This is a genomic window from Sphingobacterium spiritivorum ATCC 33861, assembly GCF_000143765.1.
Classification (GTDB): domain Bacteria; phylum Bacteroidota; class Bacteroidia; order Sphingobacteriales; family Sphingobacteriaceae; genus Sphingobacterium; species Sphingobacterium spiritivorum.
In genome coordinates this window covers 194,815-211,604 of record NZ_GL379770.1, presented here as the reverse complement: position 1 = coordinate 211,604, position 16,790 = coordinate 194,815, and the positions used below count along the sequence as shown (strand labels likewise).

Sequence of the window (16,790 nt, the reverse complement as noted above, 5' to 3'; positions counted from 1 at the left end):
TTACCCAAACATTCCAATTACTGAGTCGTCAAAACCGTTAATACCCTTCTTATGTCTACGCTTTGCATATCTGATTGGGTCAATAGTATGGTTATTTGAATCGACAGGTATATTAGCTTTTTTATCACTCCAAACGTATGTTTTCAACTCGCGCTTAATATTTGGAGAATCGGGACTAACGACTATAGTATAATCTTGTAAATCTGCTATCCCTGCCTTAACACTTCCAGGACCTTTGTCGCATTCTTCAATATTCAAACCCAATCCTGCCAAGTCTGCAATTAGCCTATCCTCTGCACTATCACCTATTATTAAATCATTTGGATAGTCTAAGTAGGCTAAATTCATATTATATACATTCTGCAATTTCAGTTGAGACTTACTGTAGAATTTCTCCTGGACATATACTCGCTTTCTACGTTCATCAACAGCTACTTTTACAAGTGTTGTTGGATCAATAGAGAAACCATAATCCTGACCATATAAGTAAGGCAAACTTTCATCAAAGTCTCCTTCTTCCCAATCAGTGAATATTACACCTTCTGCAATATCAGCCCAACGGCCAATAACAACATATGCATATTTTGTACGTTGAAAAGCCCGGTGGTACGCCCTTTTATATTCTTCACTATGAACCTCAGGAAACTCAGCAATAGCTGCTTGATGGGCTTGCTTTTCACTTTTACGTTTGATCTCAGCTATTTCAGCAAGAAAAGTTTCGCTGACATTCTCAATGTTATCCAGGTAAGATGTATGAATATGAAGTACATTTGGATGAGTGGAAATTTGGACCTCTACACCATCTATAACCTCAACACGATGTGTATCTTGGATATATTTTTTATAAACGAAATGCTCATCATCTGAAGGGTTCATAATCAGGATTACACGATTCTGTATTCCTTTTTTACGAATGGAAAGGATTAGTTTATCGTAATCGTCTTCGCTCTGCCATTCTTCCATCTCATCCCCCACAAACGTCGTAAGACCTTCAATAGATTTTAAGTTTGCAGTTTGGTTTCCTGATGATGTTTTGATACCACGAAACATGATTTCGCTCTTTGAGTATTCATTGACAATATCCTCTGATTTAACCGTGAAATGTTGCGACACTCCATCTAAGTCAATCTTTCCTTTAATCTCAGGAATAACGGATATATCTGCCGATTTCATCGTATAACGACTGTATAAAACTTTATGACCGGCTTCGAAAGTAAGTCTAGTAACAAAGGTAGAAACCTCAAATGATTTACCTGATCCACGGCCTCCTGTCACTAAAATGATGAAATGATCCTTATCAGTATAAATCGGTTGAAATTTATCCTTTACAACTACCATTACTTACCCTCCTGTAATTTTAACCAATTCTCTGGCCTTATTGATCCGTTTACGTTCGCTTCAACATTAAGGTTATCTTTAAACTTACCGTAAATACGGGCCATATTTACTGCCATGTCAGCAGCAGAATAAAATTCAACTTCAATACCATATTTGCCGTACTTAAATGATTTTATCCTCCCCGATTCTTTATCTTTTTTAAGTTTTACCAAGTCAAGTTCAACTTCATCAACAAGTTTGGTTTCACCATGGACAATTCTATGCGCTTTTGGATTTCTTTCAAGTTCAATCTCAAGGCGTACAACTTTAGCATTTAAAGAAGCGATCATCTTATCATAAGATTTTTGCGCTTCCTTATCGGTTATAGGAACTCTACGGACAAACTCCTCTTCAAATGATATTTGGTCTTTAACTTCTTGAATAATATCAATTAAAGGTTTTTTTACCCGGTCTGACCTTTCTACTTTCCTAGTGATCAAGTAATCTTTAATATCAAATTTTGCTATATCAGAAATGAGCTTGACCGTCTCATCGGCTGATATTGTCTGCTCTTTTGCCAACCGGTCGATTTCTTTGCGTATGTAGGGTTTTGTTAGGTTTTCATGACCAATAAAGCGAGCACTATCTCTGCTATACCCAGCAGCTGTAGCTGCCTTTGTAGCATTGAAATTATTATCCAAATAAGCTTGGCAAAATAGCTTTTGCTTTTCAGTAAGATCTTCCCTTTCCTCACTCATATCCTCTTACCTCCTTTACAATATAATCTACAGCCTCCCGAACCCTTGCTACGTTGAGGTAGTAATGACGCGCCCGGTCTACTTTATGACAAACTGCTTGCCGGGAAACTCCAAGAACATTGGATATAGATACAGCAATTCCGTTGCGAACTTTGCTTTTAGTATGAATGGTCTCAGGACTACACAAGACCAATACCGCAGCTATAGTTTTTAATTGATATTCCCAGTGTTCTTCTGCAGTTGCTAGAGAAGAGATCTTACGAACTAACTTAGGATTGCACTTTATAGATGTAAGTTTAGTGATGATTTCTTCGGCTACATCAGGATAATGCGCAGCTAGATAAGATTGGATGTGGATGGTTGATGCTATCATGCCGCTACCTCCTTTTTTGGTTCACCGATTATGGTAAAGATTTCAAACTGGAACTCTTCGAAAGAGCGAATGATGTAAACGGGTGTTCCATCATCCTGCCAAACCTTGTGTACTTTTTGCTGTTCCGGACTAACTTTACCCGATTGGGTTTTCATTTCGAATCCGTAAGCGTTCCCCATGTGGATTAGCACACAGTCAGGAATACCAGCTACAACACCAGATGCTTTTAGCTGCATACCTTCTACAGCATTGCGACTACCACCATTAGGTACATGAAAAAACTTACGTCGTGTTTGTGGGTAGTTATTCCACAACCATTGAAAGCATTTAGATTGTAACTGGATTTCTGACATAACACACTTAATTTATGAACCAGGTACTTTGACCTCCCTGATACTCACAAAAATAAGCATAGTTTCTAATTATTGCATAAAAGCAACACAAAAAGCAACAATTAATAACAATTCATAATTAAAACTGTGACTTGTTACGCAAATTAAGAAAAGTTTCAAACAATATTACAAAATCTAACCATCGTAAATAACACAAAATCAATTAATTAAATATCATGTTACTCAATCTAAGGTGTTTTTATAAACTTTTGTATAATCATAAAAAAAGTAAATCGTAATTAAGGATATACGTATGTAAATGACATATACATTAAAAATAATTATAGGGTTTTTGGGAAAAAGGGGTGTATTTTTGTAATTTTATGTAATATAGCTGATTATCAATAAATTACAAAGTAACAGAAATTATAAAAAACTGTAACAAAAAACCGTCATACTTATGGGAAGCATGACGGCACGTCAAAGAATTATTGATTAGTATTAAGTATGTATCATTGATAGAATTATTATTAATCCTATAAGAAGGAGTATCGATAGTATGATTATTATAATTCCTAATATTGCATCTTTAGTATCTTCTTTCTTTAAGGATGATTCATAAATTATTTTTAGATCATTCCACCTCTTTAAAACCTTATCAGAGGTATTTGGAACTTCATTATGAATGTTTCTTAAAGTGTCATTTAAGAAACATCGTGAATACATTGATTTACTTTTGTTAATTTGCGAGTTCATAATAAATTACATTGTTAAGTGTGATTAAAGCGGCCGAAGTTTTGCCGACGACGGCCGCTACTTTATACTCCAATCCTATCAACCCCTTGGGTTAACGATACAAATGTATAAATTATTTATCATTTGAAAAATTAAATGTAAAATAAAGTTTTCAAAAGTTGCCAAGCTCAGGCGCCAATTTAAAACGGTATTCCGTCATCCTCATCTAGATATACATTAAATTGTTCCCAATTCCCAGTAAATATGTGAGTACGTACAGTTTCATGTGCAATACGTTTTACCATACTTTGTTCAAAATTAATATCGTACCGTTCGCAAAACTCCTTGACGGCCGACATTAACTTCTTCTTACCGAGTTTATAACGCTCCTTCAATTCGCTAATATGATTATCATATTGCACCTGAAAATCTGAGGCTTTTACATAATCCGATTTAACCCAATTTTGGATGTTGTCGCGAATGAAATCGTAGTTATCCTCTCCATACATCGTGATGAACTTCTTGATCCATCCAGTTTCCGATAAATCAACACTCTCAATCTTACCATTAGCGGCGAGATTATGTTGAATGCAGTGCAGGATCATATCATCAAAGCCCTTCCAATCTTCTTGCGCCCAATCTCCCTTTGAACCTGGGGCAGGGAATAACTTCCCATGCACAGTGTCCACGCCGCCATTAATTGTGTAATAGTCCGTAAATTCTACAATGCGTATACGGCGTTTTAATCCCCCATCGACATCTGCAAATGAATAATTGGTATTGAGCAAGAGCTTCGGTGTTTCCTGCATATTGATCGATATCTCACGATCGTACTTTTTATTTATTAGCGGGTTCTCAATAGCATTCTTTAAAAACGTCCAGTCGATGACTTTAGGCAGATCAGGAACGAAGTACAGTCGGTTTCCCGGCTTCCAAACAGCATAAAACTTATCATCCCATTTGACCATAGATCCCGAAGCTGTAGACATCCCGATAACATTGGCCAGCAGGCCCGCAAAAATGTTCTTTCCTGATCCTCCACCTTCTTTGGGATCCAAAACACGCTCTGTCATCACCACCATGTAAAGGCGGGCCGCGGAGTTGTAGTCGTGGCAGAGCCATCCGATGATGTTTTTGACGTGCGGATCGATCTTACCAGTGACCGATGTCGAATTAATAAGGTATTGTTCGTACAGATTGCTTGATTGCCTCTCTATATGATATTCACGATCCAGCATCTTATGCGACCAAACGTAACCCGAAAGTTCCTCGTAGGGTTTTATACGAATCTTCGAGGCAGTTATCTCAACAAAACAATTTGCATAAAACTTATAGCAAGCGTCCGCGGAATCCGTAAGAATATCCTCGTCATCGAATGCAGCAAGGCGTTTAGAGGTTATAAAGCTGCCGTAAGTCTTAAGAAATCGCTCGTAAACATTCTTTATTTCAATGGCCACATCCTCATTATCCTCCTTGATGTAATCCTTAATTGTGTCGAAGAAATAAATATCATCAACAGTTGTAACGAACTTTCCATTGACCTGCACGACGGTCCCATTAAATGACCTGAAGCCAAGCTCGACAGCCACAGTGAGCAGATTTTCAAGGTTGATAACGAAATCCCCCTGCTTGTTGTACTCCCAAAAGGTTCCGTGCGGATGATCTTCATTGTACTTTTCAGCTAACTGGATGTGGTCCGCCTTTGCTTCGTCACTAAAGTTGGATGGAATGCCGGTGCCTTTGATTGCCGCCTTTTTAATTACCGCTTGTTCTATCTGCCTCTTAACTTTACCGTAACCGCTTTTTACTAAGTCGTGGTAAGCCTCTTTCTTATTTCCTCCGTGACGAAGCTCGGCCAGTATGCTTGCAGGATTATAACCTCGTGTTGGCTCAAGCTCGGTTGAGCTCGTAAAGATGTAGAACACACGCTTACTACGATTAAATGAAGCGGAAACTCCCTTATCTTTGCCGGGGCGCGTAAACCAAAAGAACCTATCCGAAAAATGCTTGGTGCGCTTCCATCCAAATTCCTCGATGAGTTGAACAGGATCGCAGTTCTCGTTGAAATCTTCAAACGGGTTGGTCGTGTACCAGTCATCTTCCTTTTTGGTTGGTTTAGGAGTTGGTTCAATTTTTACCAAACGGTTGTATGATCGGCATAGGTTAATAATACCGCAGCGTTCCTCCCAAGTTAATTGAGGTATAGGCACATCCTGAATGACAGAATAGCCCATCGATGGAGGATAAAGAAAATACCCGCCTTCGCCGCGTGTCTCTAGGAAATTCACCTGAGTAGATAAGCGCTTGCGACCCTTTTTGCGCTGATCCTGCAGTTCCGCTTCTGTTGCCTCACGTCCCGCTAGCTTTTGGTTTCCCTCAACATCACCATCCTCAATTCGGTAAATGATATGCCTTCCTCCGGAAGGTGTTGCATGAATGCGAAGTATTGGGTATAGATCAGGGTATAATTTTTCTATATCCTTCAGCACTAGTGCTTCGATACCTGGCTCGTACTTACTATCTATATCAATAAGCTCAAGTCTGCCGGAAACTTCTCCAGTTACAACAGCAACAGCGGAAGTACCATAGGTTTGCATAGCCTGCCATAAAGCACCCTCATCCATCCTTTCGGTTTGGTATTGCTTCCATGCGCTTATGCAGGGAGTCTTTGCAGGCCTTTCCCCTTCATCTTTATCGCGAACAGGGATCAATGAGCACCCGTCGTCGATAAGCTGTTTTATTTGTGGCCACAAAGTAGCCATCCTAATTTGCTCTTGCATTTAACGTAATTGTATGTCAGTAAATTCAATTGGCATTGATCCAATCATTCTAGATTGAATATCAACCCAAGTAGACTTGTATCCCATAGCAGCTCCGAATGCGGAAAGAAAGCCCTTGTGCATTTGCTCTTTAGCTTTAGCAACACGTGTCGCAAAAACCTGCTTCTTTTTCATCTTTGCATAAATGGCAAGTTCAATCGGAGTGAGTTCGCTGATCTTTCTGCCTATGAGCGAGGTGTAATGCGAAGTGACTTCCACCAATTCCCCTTGCTCCAGTTCCTTTTCGGTCAATGGCCGTTCGTGTCCACAGAATGGACAGATACGTTGCGTTGTTGAAATGATGGATTCGCACGAAGGGCATAGGGCCACGGGTGCAACACCTTCACCTTTCTTGGAACGCTTTGTAACCTCCCACATGTTTTCCCAATCGCGGTCTTCAAAGTATAAGCCGTGACGCTCCCAGTTGCCGCCGTAGTCGAGCACGCGAAAGTGAGCTTTCAGGGGCATGCCATCGGGTGCCCAAACAGGCCTTGATCCTCGGCCTATCATTTGCAGATATAGAGGTAACGAGGTTGTTGCGCGGTTGAGAATAACCAAATCAACAGCCGGAGCATCGAAACCCTTTGTCAAACTCGCTACCGATACGCAAATATTTGCTAGTCCCAGTTCAGTAAATTTTGCTAATTCATAGGAACCATTTTCAAGTTGGGAGTGGTACTCTACGCATTCGAATCCCCCGGCAAGTAGTCGCTCATTCATTTCACGCGCATGTTTGATGGACGAAACGAAAATCATACACTTTTTAAAAGTAGCTGAACGGAGATCTTCGAAAATACCATCGTACACCGCTGCGGTTGAAAAGGCTGCGGTCTGCGATTGCTCTGTATATTCTCCATTGCGCATTTCGAGGATATCGGTATCAGCTTTAGTGCGTGCAAGATGTTGATATGAACAAAGAAAACCTTGTTGGATTAGTTCGTCTACCTGACAACATACAACACAAGTATTATATAGCTCCGTGAGATGTTTAGCAACTCTACCATCGGGAGTGGCGGTAAAACCAAGGATATACGGATTACTTACCTCGATCAAACGACGGATAATATTCGAAGGTGTCCCAATATGGGCTTCATCGACAATAATAAGTGGCGGAAATTCCAATTGCGCAAGTTGCTCCAGTATCAGTGGGCGCCGCGTGAGTGTTTGGGCCATTGCAATATATAGTTGCCCGGCTTTGATATGGACGTGCTTTTTACCGTTGGCTATCTCAATCCCTCCTGCTTCACCAATAATCTGGTCGAAAATCTTGGTAGTCTCACTGATGATAACGACGGCTCGGCCATTCGAAATTGACTTGTAAGCAATGTCAATAAACATTTTGGTCTTTCCGGATCCTGTCGGAGCGCAAGCAATGACCCGCCGGTGATCCCTCAGGGCCACAGCTAAGTTTTTTACAAATTCAGCTTGATATGGTCTTAATGTTGGTAGCATAACTTTCATGCCACTACCTCACTTTCTGGTAGCGCGCAAAAAATCAATACATGATTTGTCATGCGGATAAATTTTTGTTAGAGATTTTTTAAATGAAGCGGTGAAAGGGTTTGCCCTCCACAGTCACCGCTTTTAGTAACTTCGGACTCGGATTAGAATGGTAGATCGTCGTCGTCACTTCCTGAGGAAATATCCACAGGTGCCGGCGGCATATCTGCATATCCTGATGATGGTGGAGCCGATGTGGTATTACCCAGTTTAGTGACCCTCCATGCCACAAGACTGTTGAAGTAGGTTGTCACACCGTCTTTGTTAGTCCATGGGCGGCCACGGAGATTGAAAGATACTTCGACTTCTTGCCCGATAGCTAGGTTGTCGAAAATTGATGTCCGATCTTGTGTAGCTTCAAATCTGATATACTCTACAAATTGCGGATTCTCCGCATAAGCGACTATCATATCGCGTTTTTTAAATGATTCTGTCACTTGTTCTGTTGTTCCAACTTCGTGTACTTTACCTCTAATTTCCATTGTTATACTGCTTTTTGTAATTTATTCTGTTTTGATTTATGCTCCGCTTCCAGGTTATCCATGATATCCGAAATGGTTTCCGGTGCTAGTCTGGAAAAGAAGTCCATCGCTCGATATAGTTCCGCAGGCGCTTCGAATTGTACGGTATCATTGTCCTTCGGTTTGAAATGCTTTCTGAACTCTTTGAGCAGGAAAACAGAGCTTTCACGTGCTTTTCGCAGATGATTATTCATTAACGGATTCCAAAACTTAATCGGTTCGAAGAAACATTTGTCAACGTTTTCGGCGCACTGCAAGAAAAGGTAATACGCATTTATCTGATAATACATTTCCTCGGCTTGGTCTTGTGTTAGGTGGACTTGGTTCATGGTTTGGGGTCTCCTTTCGTGATGCCGTAGCCGTATTTTTTATCAATTTGACGTAGAAAGAACCTATCATACCAGTTAGCTTTTCTTAAGTTCTTGGCTTCTCCAAAATATTGAGCTCTTCTTATTGCAATAGTCGTCTCATTCATTCGGGAAAAGTAGTCAGTGAAACGTAGTCGGTACCACCCTTTGATAATTAATTTTTTATCAAGCCAACAAATTAATGCCTCAGTGAAACAATAGAGGCAAACAATTGAATAATATGGAAGTCCAATGAGCACACAAATAATACATTGCAATAAACCTTCCCTGTACCCGATCGCTAATCCCGTCATAAATGCATTAGCGATAAAATAAATATAGATTAAGTGTATCATCCTCCAATCTCCTTCCCAAAAAGTAGTTCCACCACTTCACTTTTATTCAATCTAATTGCGTTCAAAAATCTAAGACCATTGCAATAGTAAGTTGTAGGTATAACAAATAAACTTGGAGAATATCCAGTCATTACGCCAATAACATAATCTCTTGAGTCGTAATCCCAAAACTTACACACATCTCCAACTCTTCCATTTTTGTCTTCAACACGATTATCGATTTTTATTTTTGAACCATCAGCAAACTCAATTTCCTCACTAATGCCAACTGCATCTTCCAAAGCGGCTAGCCGTCTTAATATTTCTTTCTTCCCCATTACGCAGCCCTCTTTTTACTAACACGTGCAACAGCCTTGTATTTAGGCTCATAAACCACGTCCTTATGTTCAACCATTTCACCAGTAGCTTTGGCCTGCTTTTCAGCAAACATGCGCATACTATCTAGTTTCACCTTTGCAAGATCTTCCGCGGTTGTGCCGCTGTTGGTCAAGTAATACTCAATCACAGCGCGCCAACCATCTACACTGCCCACCACCACTGCATACGATTCAACTGTTTTTGGAGCTTCCTCCTGGCGATTTGCCTGCGCCACCATGACAGTAACATTTGCTTGTTGCTTTGCTTTGGCTGCTTCATCTGCGGCTCGCTTTTCTGCGGCCAATCGAGCTTCCTCAGCTTCTTGCTCCTGCTTTTGTTTTAGCTCTTCAGCTGCTTTATTGTCAGCGATACCTTGTTCTAACTCGGCAACGCGATTAGGGAACATTTCAAGGATATATTCTGCGTATTTGGTTACCTCGCTAGTAAAATGAGCTGAGCAAGTAGCGAAACGCTCCTCTGTGCGAACCTCGCCGATCAACTCCTCCGATCCAACCAACGAAATAGTTTCCCACGCTTCATTTGAAAGCTTGGCGTTGACGAAAGATTGAATAACTGCCTTGGCTTCCTCAGCGTTTGCCAAATTGAAATTACTGTACACTTGTAGAATAGTACGCTTTGTTTCGCCAAGCAAAGCCGCATATCCATTCCTTAACTGAGTCTCCAAACTGGCTATGTCATCAATCCTCTTTTGCTTGCGTTGAAGTTCCTCTCGTTCTTTACGTGCAGCTTCAGCTGCTTCTTCCGCGTGAATCTTTGCAGACTTGTCACGCAATTTTTGAATTGGGTCGTATAAGTCTTTTCCCAACTCGTTTTCGATCGCTGTGAATGCTTTAATGAAAGCGTGTGCTTTTTCGGTAAACGGCTTGCGTTGTGCTTCGATGGAAGAAACGGCTTTTTTATTTGTGACTTGATATTGCATCAACTCGTCATCCAATTCTTTCGGAAGTTTATCACCATTGGCATTAGCCTTCGCAATAAGTGAATCGAATTTCGATTTGCGCTTCCCAAGATATTCTATCGAAGTATTATAAACAGCACCTGCACTTTGCAGGTCTGTTTGGGACAGGTGTATTGCTAGACCTGTGGTTTGATTTTCTTGTGTTGCCATAATTAAAACGGTAATGGATCAGAAACTGGTTCTTTAATAACAGTAGACTTCTTTGGAAGTGGATCGATATTCTGAGCAGCCTTATAAGATTTTTCAACGTAATTCTGAGTTTTATCACCGCCCCTCTGTATCGGCTCCATCGTCTCCTCCGCAACTCCAAACTTCCTTCCAACAAATTCACCAATACCCTCCCGAAGGATAACCGAGGACAGCCCCTTCTCACGGTCGGCTATTGAGAATACCCCGCCAATGGTAGTGTATGTCTTACTTTCAGCCTTGCTAGCATACCTAATATCCGCAAGAGTCATAATCGCATCGACCTCTGCAGTGGTGATATCGCCAGTCCAATCTTTAAAGTTATAAGTTGGCGTTTCACCTCTCCATTCTTTAGGCGACCAGTTGCATGCGGCATCCAGTGGAAGATCCGGAAAGTTTTCTTCCCATAATTGACGCTCGGCTTCAAGCTGCAGTCCATTGGTTCGGTAGAAACCGTGGCGGCCTGACTTGAAGTTGATGATTGCGCGGATGGTTTTATCCACTTTGATTTCTTTGGGTTGGCCTTTTCTCGGACCCGACTTGTAAACCTCGGTATCTGAGTAGCCATCTACTTGAATAGTCATGTTGCAAACTAAGTCGATCAAGGTTCCGTAACCTCTCTCCGACAGCAGGACGTATTCAATACCTAACGGCACAATTTGGTAATCCAAATAGAACTGAATGAATGCAGCTAAATCATTGCGAAGCTTTTCAGGCCATTCTTTGGTGTCCGGCTGATAGTAGCTGTTTTCGGCCAAATAGTCATCAACCACCGTATCAACAGCATCAAAGTCGTATTGCCCATTGATCAGAAACTTGCCTATTTCCAAGTGCATCAATGTGCCATAATTCTGACTTAGCTCTAGCAGTCTGCCGGCCTCTTTCAATCCGTGCTTAACATACCATTCCAACAATGGCTGCTCCATAGGTGCGCAAGCATTGATTGCGGTGGTTAGACTGGTGTATAGCCGTAGCGGACTATCGACGGGAATTCCATCTTCATTTAAACGAATGTATGAACGACCTTGGCCGAAGTTGACGCGGCCTACTTTATATGATGGTAGTCTCAGCGCTGTATCGTTGAACCACTCTGTATTAATATTTTCGAATGTAATTGACATAGGGGTTATATTTTGGTTGCTGCTTTGATTAGTTCTTCAATTTTGTAGGCTTCAACGATGTTGCCACATTTCGCCAATGCCAATATATGGTTTAGCATTTCTAGCATCTCAGGCGCCTTAATAACTAATTGCGCATTAGCATGGGCTTCTTTAATCTTTTTCTTATTGTTCTGTCCATCCAACAATGTGGATACATCGAAAAGAATATTGCCTTTAGAATCTCTAATAAACTTTCGGTAATTATCACTCATGTCAAAATTACCATCAATTAACCACTGGTCTTTTGTCCCTTTAAATTCCATTACTTCACCTCCTCAACTGCTACAGCTACACCACTTCCCGAACCCAACTGCAACAAACTTCCGCTGGTGATCATGTTGGTGGTTAATCGGTTCAATTCACCGCCCGATTCAACATAGGCACGTACCTGCTCGATAGTTTCTTCTGTGAAATTTGGGATAAGCTTAACTATTGGATAGTTCTTTGCCATACCGGGAGTGTACGACTGCACCTTCTCCACCACAAGCGAGAACGGGAAACCAATTATGCTTCCACTACGCTCCATCACCATATCAAATGCTTTCACAATACTAGGGATCGTTGTCTCTTTGGCCTTCGTTTGAAATGTCCAGTATCCAAGAACACCTTTCATTTTAAGGAGGACAAAACGTAAAGTCAGCGTCCGCGCAAAAAACTTCCTGATAGCACCGACCTTTGGATCGGTCGGTGCCAAATCAGACTCATAGGCACCTTTATTATCTTTTCCCCCTGAAGGATTCCAAACAGTAAAGGTCGAACCGTCTCCCCATCCAAGTCTCTTGCCTTTATCCCATGCCTCGAATTGCTCATTACACACCTCACTAAGATTATTACTAACAAAAGCAATGTGCAATTCGGTGGGCTTATCACCCACTAGCGAGGCGAAATGAGTTGCAAACTTTCCGGTAGCCCGGAAATAGTCTAATGATGTAGGCAAACCACGTTCGGTTTTCATACCTACCTTAATTCTTCCGATTTCGGGCAACGTACTACCTTGTACAGTTCCCGTTGAAATTCGTCCTTTCATAATAAATATTTGTTAAGTGTAGCCTTTAGGCTGTTTTACAATATTCAGTTGGTTAGTTTGCCGTCATCCCCAACTGAACTTTAATTTCATGCACATCTTCTAATGCGCTATGTACTTCGCTAAGCAGATCTTTTACCTGACTTAGCAATTTTTTCTTTAGCTCTGGACTCATTATCCTTTTCAATTTGATAGCTTAATAAGTCGTCAGCTTCTGCCAACGCTTCAATTTCACCCCTGTTGATTCTCATTTTACTGCTGGTCCCAACTTCATCCTGACTGATAGACAAATGCCCATCTGAAATCCATTTATCTACCTTTCCTCTTCCATACATCTTATAAGCTTCAGCTTTACTTATATATGGTTTAAGCCCTCCTGTCATAGTCAGCATTTCGGTAGCGGTCAATTTTGCCATTGACCGCAGTACCTTTGCTATTGTAGATTGATTTTCAACAAGTGTTACATCTCTACTTTGAGTTGCTAGTAAACTAATCATTGTTTAAACCTCCTTCCTTAAGGGCATCATCTTCCTTTCTCCATAATTTATACTTACCTGGATGCATCGGATCTTTTTTTACTGTGAATCGCTTTTTACTTCGTGCCTTCGCTGAGTGAAAATGCTTGCTTGCGATGTATCTTACAGATTTTACAACCCTTTGGTCCACAGGTTCACTTTCACCTATTTCCATTCGATCCATTTTTTCACGCCATGATTGAGGCCAAGTAGGCTTAGTTATAGCTTCCATACTATTCTTAATTTTGAATGATTGATAAATTTCTTTTGCATTTTGAACACACTTTATTTACTTTTGTTAAACTTTGACAATACAAATGTAATATTGATATTTATCATTTGCAAATATTATTTATCATTTGTACAATATTTTTTGCTAAAACACACTTGAAAGATGAAAAATCAAGGATTGTATATTAAATCAATCCTAAAAGAACGCGGAATAACAATTGAAGAATTGGCTAATTATTTAGGTATGACGCGAGTAACTTTAGGAAATAGATTAAAACATGAGGTGTACCCAAGCACCGATGAAAAAGTTAGAATCATCGAGTTTTTAAAGATGACTCCTTCTGAGATAAATTCACTCAATGCGATGGGTGGAAATGCCTTTGATTTAGGATCAATAGAAGAAGATCAAGTAAGCGAACTTGTTGAGATCTCACCAGGCAGATTCCGGATGAAAGTAGAATTAGTTCCTATGTATGCTCAAGCAGGTTATTTAACAGACTATACTGATACACATTTTTTAGAAGAATTACCAGTACACTATTTTACTACAGATAGGCCTGCAAAAGGAAACTACCGTGCTTTTGAAACATATGGAGATAGTATGGATAATGGAGATATAAAAGAAGCTATACCAAGCGGAATTATTGTAGTTGGCAGAGAACTCGATCGTAAGTATTGGACTAGTAAACTTCATAGTCACAAGTGGCCCAACTGGATCTTTGTTCACAATACAGAAGGTATTGTTGTCAAGCAGATAGCGGATCAAAATCTAGAGACAGGAGATTTGACTCTAACAAGCTTAAATCCGGATAAAAGGAAATACCCTGATTTCACAATCAATCTTGATGATGTTAAACAAATCTATAATGTTATAAAGAGAGAGTTGGATTATTAGAATGGCAACTTCTAATAAATGGGATGAAACAAAACCATATTATTGGTGTGATACTGAAAATACACGAGCAGTTTTGGAACATTTATGGAATTACCTGATCCATCATCCGGAAAATGGGATCTTTATTTTGGGAACAAGAAAAAGAACTCCAAATAGTATTACTATTAACACTCTTGTTAATAGTAATATAATAAATATTAACATAACAATTGACGATAAAGATTTAAGAGAAGGTATAACAGAAAGTATAAAAATAATAATGGAAGACGCTCTTTTGATAGATAAGCATTTCATTTTAAATTCTAAAGAATCAAGAAATAACACACAAAATTTACAATACATATGGCAACAAAAGGACAAAAAATAAAGACCTTCCGAATGATGAAAGGCATTACTCAAGAGCAGTTAGCTGAAAAATTTAACGGCAATAAATCTACAGTTTCAAGAATTGAGAATGACACAATGGAACCTAATGCTCAAGTTCTTGCAGCTCTTGCTTCCTTTGGAATGAACATTGACGATCTTTTACAAGCTGAAAATGGTTACGTAAAAGAAAAAGCTCTGCAAATGAGAGTTACAGAGCTAGAGTTAAAATTGATGCAAATAGAAAGTAAACTAGAAGGACTTGTTAAGTTTATCGAAGAAAAACTTTAAAACTTTAGACTGAACTTCATCCACAATACTCCAATCCTTTGCCAAATATCCATCTGTTATACTCATTCCATTAACTACATGATTTAGAGCATCAGCAATGTCATCTTTAGTACATCTACAATTGTTTCGAGCTACTGTCGCAAATGAATGTCTGGCCGAATAGAATGTTAGCATAAATCCTAACTTTTCCCCAATCTGCTTCAAACCAATATTCAGCGCTTTTGTAAAGTTCCTAGCGTCACTATATCTCTTGGCTATTGTACCTCTGTATTCTTTAAAATAAGCTACGACCACATCTGGAACCGCAATACTTATAAACGCACTATCATTTCTCTTTCCTTGAGTTTTACTTCGGTTATAGCCTAACCTCCCTGATATTGGAGTCATATCACTCTTGTAAATATCCACTGCATTTATCCCACACAAAAAGAAAGATAAGAAAAACATATCTTTTGCAAGTTGTTCCCTCCTGCCTTCAGGTTTGTATCGGAAAAGTTTTATTAAGTGATCTATATCAACATTTCTCTTTTTATTATTTCTGGAAGGCTTTAGTTTATATTTACCGAAAGGATTATTGAAAATTACAATATTACCTATGTCATCATCATTATATTTAAACTTACATGCGTTGAACAATATCCTCAAATTGGACATATGCTTGAATACTCCTGCATCTGTTAATCCGTAGCTGACAGTTTTTACTTTATTACCATGTTGATTCGTTCTCACTAAAGTCCTGTCAGTCCGTAAATAATTTTCATATTCTACCAGAATCTTTGATGTGAGCATTGCAGGATTTAGCCGGCCTTTGAAGTAATCAGCTAACGAATTAACAACAGATTTTAATGGCACCGCTGAAGATACTCGATCATCATCCATCAACCCTTTGATGTATTCATAGCAAAATGCTATAAAGTCAATATCTTCCGCCAACTGAACCGGCTCTTCCTTTTTTAATATAAAATCCTTTATTCTTTGAGCTGAATAGCTCCTCGAAATTTCTTCTGTCAAATAATCACGAAACCTATTAAGAACAGGTGAAACATATCTATCTATATATGCTGATCTAAGTTTGCCCCTATTATCAATATTTCGAGCACCTATGTAAAGATCTGTTGGAATATATACGGATTTGCCTTTTTGAGTGATACGAATTTTGACATTAACAGTACGATCACCCTTAAAATGGTGGTCAAGAATCACTGCGGATAAAGTTGCCATGGCTGTAAAGTATTTGTAAAGTTTTTTCTAATTATTTTAACAGTAAAAGTTGTCAAAGCTAACACTGTAAACAGAATGTATTCTTCACAAAACCTATCAAATAACGCACTTTAAGCATAAAAAAGGCCGATTTTTCAATCAGCCTTTTAGTAGCGGGGAGCAGGATCGAACTGCCGACCTCAGGGTTATGAATCCTGCGCTCTAACCATCTGAGCTACCCCGCCGTTTTTGAGTATGCAAATATAGCAATATCAACTTACATTCAAAGTAATTTTAGTTATAATTTCTCCTTTTTTTCCTCCTCACGCCTGTCCATACGCACAAAACCCTAAAAATGAAAAAAATACACAGAAAAAAGATTTTAAAAATTTATTTTAATAAAATTCTTATTCTATTTTTTTAAACAAAATAAATCTGTATACTTACAAAAAGAGAGTTATCTGTTGCATTTAAAAGCCCAATTACAGGCCTTCTTCACAAACAAGAATGGCACGGTTTTTAACAGTAGAG

General features: G+C 39.4%; 19 protein-coding genes and 1 tRNA gene. 3 read left to right on the top strand and 17 right to left on the bottom strand.

Going from position 1 to position 16,790, the window contains the following annotated elements; genetic code table 11:
- The 15 genes from HMPREF0766_RS01005 to HMPREF0766_RS00925 form a co-directional block, all read right to left on the bottom strand.
- Nucleotides 1-1,338: a PBSX family phage terminase large subunit gene (locus tag HMPREF0766_RS01005; protein WP_002992946.1), complete on the bottom strand. Its 1,338-nt coding sequence runs from the start codon at nt 1,336-1,338 to the stop codon at nt 1-3.
- Nucleotides 1,338-2,075 (bottom strand): terminase small subunit, encoded by a 738-nt coding sequence (locus HMPREF0766_RS21765; protein WP_002992945.1) that lies wholly within the window; start codon nt 2,073-2,075, stop codon nt 1,338-1,340. The genes HMPREF0766_RS01005 and HMPREF0766_RS21765 overlap by 1 nt, the downstream gene beginning before the upstream one ends.
- Nucleotides 2,068-2,448: a hypothetical protein gene (locus HMPREF0766_RS00995; protein WP_002992944.1), complete on the bottom strand. Its 381-nt coding sequence runs from the start codon at nt 2,446-2,448 to the stop codon at nt 2,068-2,070. The genes HMPREF0766_RS21765 and HMPREF0766_RS00995 overlap by 8 nt, the downstream gene beginning before the upstream one ends.
- Nucleotides 2,445-2,801, bottom strand: a complete 357-nt coding sequence (locus tag HMPREF0766_RS21760) for a VRR-NUC domain-containing protein (protein WP_002992937.1) — start codon at nt 2,799-2,801, stop codon at nt 2,445-2,447. Before HMPREF0766_RS21760 ends, HMPREF0766_RS00995 begins: the two co-directional genes overlap by 4 nt.
- A gap of 914 nt (nt 2,802-3,715) precedes the next feature.
- Complete coding sequence (locus HMPREF0766_RS00980) at nt 3,716-6,295, bottom strand: bifunctional DNA primase/polymerase (RefSeq protein ID WP_002992935.1); 2,580 nt, start codon at nt 6,293-6,295, stop codon at nt 3,716-3,718.
- Nucleotides 6,296-7,795, bottom strand: a complete 1,500-nt coding sequence (locus HMPREF0766_RS00975) for a DEAD/DEAH box helicase (RefSeq protein ID WP_002992934.1) — start codon at nt 7,793-7,795, stop codon at nt 6,296-6,298.
- Between the two features lie 143 nt (nt 7,796-7,938).
- The gene (locus HMPREF0766_RS00970) at nt 7,939-8,316 is read right to left on the bottom strand and encodes a DUF3127 domain-containing protein (protein ID WP_002992933.1); all 378 of its coding nucleotides are present in this window, start codon (nt 8,314-8,316) and stop codon (nt 7,939-7,941) included.
- Between the two features lie 2 nt (nt 8,317-8,318).
- Complete coding sequence (locus HMPREF0766_RS22250; protein WP_138944193.1) at nt 8,319-8,549, bottom strand: hypothetical protein; 231 nt, start codon at nt 8,547-8,549, stop codon at nt 8,319-8,321.
- A gap of 505 nt (nt 8,550-9,054) precedes the next feature.
- Nucleotides 9,055-9,375 carry a hypothetical protein gene (locus HMPREF0766_RS00955; protein ID WP_002992930.1) on the bottom strand — a complete coding sequence of 107 codons (321 nt, stop codon included), beginning with the start codon at nt 9,373-9,375 and terminating at the stop codon, nt 9,055-9,057.
- Entirely contained in the window at nt 9,375-10,544 is a 1,170-nt protein-coding gene (locus tag HMPREF0766_RS00950; protein ID WP_002992929.1) for a hypothetical protein, read from the bottom strand. Before HMPREF0766_RS00950 ends, HMPREF0766_RS00955 begins: the two co-directional genes overlap by 1 nt.
- A gap of 2 nt (nt 10,545-10,546) precedes the next feature.
- Entirely contained in the window at nt 10,547-11,701 is a 1,155-nt protein-coding gene (locus tag HMPREF0766_RS00945; protein ID WP_002992928.1) for a hypothetical protein, read from the bottom strand.
- A 5-nt stretch (nt 11,702-11,706) separates the two neighbouring features.
- The gene (locus tag HMPREF0766_RS00940; RefSeq protein WP_002992927.1) at nt 11,707-12,003 is read right to left on the bottom strand and encodes a hypothetical protein; all 297 of its coding nucleotides are present in this window, start codon (nt 12,001-12,003) and stop codon (nt 11,707-11,709) included.
- Nucleotides 12,003-12,767, bottom strand: a complete 765-nt coding sequence (locus tag HMPREF0766_RS00935; protein ID WP_002992926.1) for a recombination directionality factor — start codon at nt 12,765-12,767, stop codon at nt 12,003-12,005. The genes HMPREF0766_RS00940 and HMPREF0766_RS00935 overlap by 1 nt, the downstream gene beginning before the upstream one ends.
- 119 nt (nt 12,768-12,886) lie before the next feature.
- Complete coding sequence (locus HMPREF0766_RS00930; protein ID WP_002992925.1) at nt 12,887-13,261, bottom strand: hypothetical protein; 375 nt, start codon at nt 13,259-13,261, stop codon at nt 12,887-12,889.
- Nucleotides 13,254-13,511 (bottom strand): hypothetical protein, encoded by a 258-nt coding sequence (locus HMPREF0766_RS00925; RefSeq protein ID WP_002992924.1) that lies wholly within the window; start codon nt 13,509-13,511, stop codon nt 13,254-13,256. The genes HMPREF0766_RS00930 and HMPREF0766_RS00925 overlap by 8 nt, the downstream gene beginning before the upstream one ends.
- Nucleotides 13,512-13,673: 162 nt before the next feature.
- Between HMPREF0766_RS00925 and HMPREF0766_RS21755 the strand changes: the two genes are divergently transcribed.
- The 3 genes from HMPREF0766_RS21755 to HMPREF0766_RS21750 are packed head-to-tail and all read left to right on the top strand — an operon-like array spanning nt 13,674 to nt 15,059.
- Nucleotides 13,674-14,405, top strand: coding sequence for a LexA family transcriptional regulator (locus HMPREF0766_RS21755; protein WP_002992922.1), 732 nt, complete (start codon nt 13,674-13,676; stop codon nt 14,403-14,405).
- A gap of 1 nt (nt 14,406) precedes the next feature.
- Nucleotides 14,407-14,772: a hypothetical protein gene (locus HMPREF0766_RS00915; protein ID WP_002992920.1), complete on the top strand. Its 366-nt coding sequence runs from the start codon at nt 14,407-14,409 to the stop codon at nt 14,770-14,772.
- A complete protein-coding gene (locus HMPREF0766_RS21750; protein ID WP_002992918.1) occupies nt 14,748-15,059 on the top strand; it encodes a helix-turn-helix domain-containing protein in 312 nt (103 codons plus the stop codon). Before HMPREF0766_RS00915 ends, HMPREF0766_RS21750 begins: the two co-directional genes overlap by 25 nt.
- Here HMPREF0766_RS21750 and HMPREF0766_RS00905 read toward each other — a convergent pair.
- Nucleotides 15,021-16,280: a phage integrase SAM-like domain-containing protein gene (locus HMPREF0766_RS00905; RefSeq protein ID WP_002992916.1), complete on the bottom strand. Its 1,260-nt coding sequence runs from the start codon at nt 16,278-16,280 to the stop codon at nt 15,021-15,023. The genes HMPREF0766_RS21750 and HMPREF0766_RS00905 overlap by 39 nt on opposite strands.
- A gap of 150 nt (nt 16,281-16,430) precedes the next feature.
- A tRNA-Met gene (locus tag HMPREF0766_RS00900) sits at nt 16,431-16,504 on the bottom strand.
- Nucleotides 16,505-16,790: the final 286 nt, after the last annotated feature.

Bases quoted from the DNA above. Each gene is read 5' to 3' on its own strand.
- HMPREF0766_RS00945 (WP_002992928.1), bottom strand. From the start codon at position 11,701: ATGTCAATTACATTCGAAAATATTAATACAGAGTGGTTCAACGATACA.
- HMPREF0766_RS00995 (WP_002992944.1), bottom strand. From the start codon at position 2,448: ATGATAGCATCAACCATCCACATCCAATCTTATCTAGCTGCGCATTAT.
- HMPREF0766_RS21760 (WP_002992937.1), bottom strand. From the start codon at position 2,801: ATGTCAGAAATCCAGTTACAATCTAAATGCTTTCAATGGTTGTGGAAT.
- HMPREF0766_RS00930 (WP_002992925.1), bottom strand. From the start codon at position 13,261: ATGATTAGTTTACTAGCAACTCAAAGTAGAGATGTAACACTTGTTGAA.
- HMPREF0766_RS00980 (WP_002992935.1), bottom strand. From the start codon at position 6,295: ATGCAAGAGCAAATTAGGATGGCTACTTTGTGGCCACAAATAAAACAG.
- HMPREF0766_RS21755 (WP_002992922.1), top strand. From the start codon at position 13,674: ATGAAAAATCAAGGATTGTATATTAAATCAATCCTAAAAGAACGCGGA.
- HMPREF0766_RS21765 (WP_002992945.1), bottom strand. From the start codon at position 2,075: ATGAGTGAGGAAAGGGAAGATCTTACTGAAAAGCAAAAGCTATTTTGC.
- HMPREF0766_RS00970 (WP_002992933.1), bottom strand. From the start codon at position 8,316: ATGGAAATTAGAGGTAAAGTACACGAAGTTGGAACAACAGAACAAGTG.
- HMPREF0766_RS00935 (WP_002992926.1), bottom strand. From the start codon at position 12,767: ATGAAAGGACGAATTTCAACGGGAACTGTACAAGGTAGTACGTTGCCC.
- HMPREF0766_RS00950 (WP_002992929.1), bottom strand. From the start codon at position 10,544: ATGGCAACACAAGAAAATCAAACCACAGGTCTAGCAATACACCTGTCC.
- HMPREF0766_RS00905 (WP_002992916.1), bottom strand. From the start codon at position 16,280: ATGGCAACTTTATCCGCAGTGATTCTTGACCACCATTTTAAGGGTGAT.
- HMPREF0766_RS00915 (WP_002992920.1), top strand. From the start codon at position 14,407: ATGGCAACTTCTAATAAATGGGATGAAACAAAACCATATTATTGGTGT.
- HMPREF0766_RS22250 (WP_138944193.1), bottom strand. From the start codon at position 8,549: ATGAATAATCATCTGCGAAAAGCACGTGAAAGCTCTGTTTTCCTGCTC.
- HMPREF0766_RS00940 (WP_002992927.1), bottom strand. From the start codon at position 12,003: ATGGAATTTAAAGGGACAAAAGACCAGTGGTTAATTGATGGTAATTTT.
- HMPREF0766_RS21750 (WP_002992918.1), top strand. From the start codon at position 14,748: ATGGCAACAAAAGGACAAAAAATAAAGACCTTCCGAATGATGAAAGGC.
- HMPREF0766_RS01005 (WP_002992946.1), bottom strand. From the start codon at position 1,338: ATGGTAGTTGTAAAGGATAAATTTCAACCGATTTATACTGATAAGGAT.
- HMPREF0766_RS00955 (WP_002992930.1), bottom strand. From the start codon at position 9,375: ATGGGGAAGAAAGAAATATTAAGACGGCTAGCCGCTTTGGAAGATGCA.
- HMPREF0766_RS00975 (WP_002992934.1), bottom strand. From the start codon at position 7,795: ATGAAAGTTATGCTACCAACATTAAGACCATATCAAGCTGAATTTGTA.
- HMPREF0766_RS00925 (WP_002992924.1), bottom strand. From the start codon at position 13,511: ATGGAAGCTATAACTAAGCCTACTTGGCCTCAATCATGGCGTGAAAAA.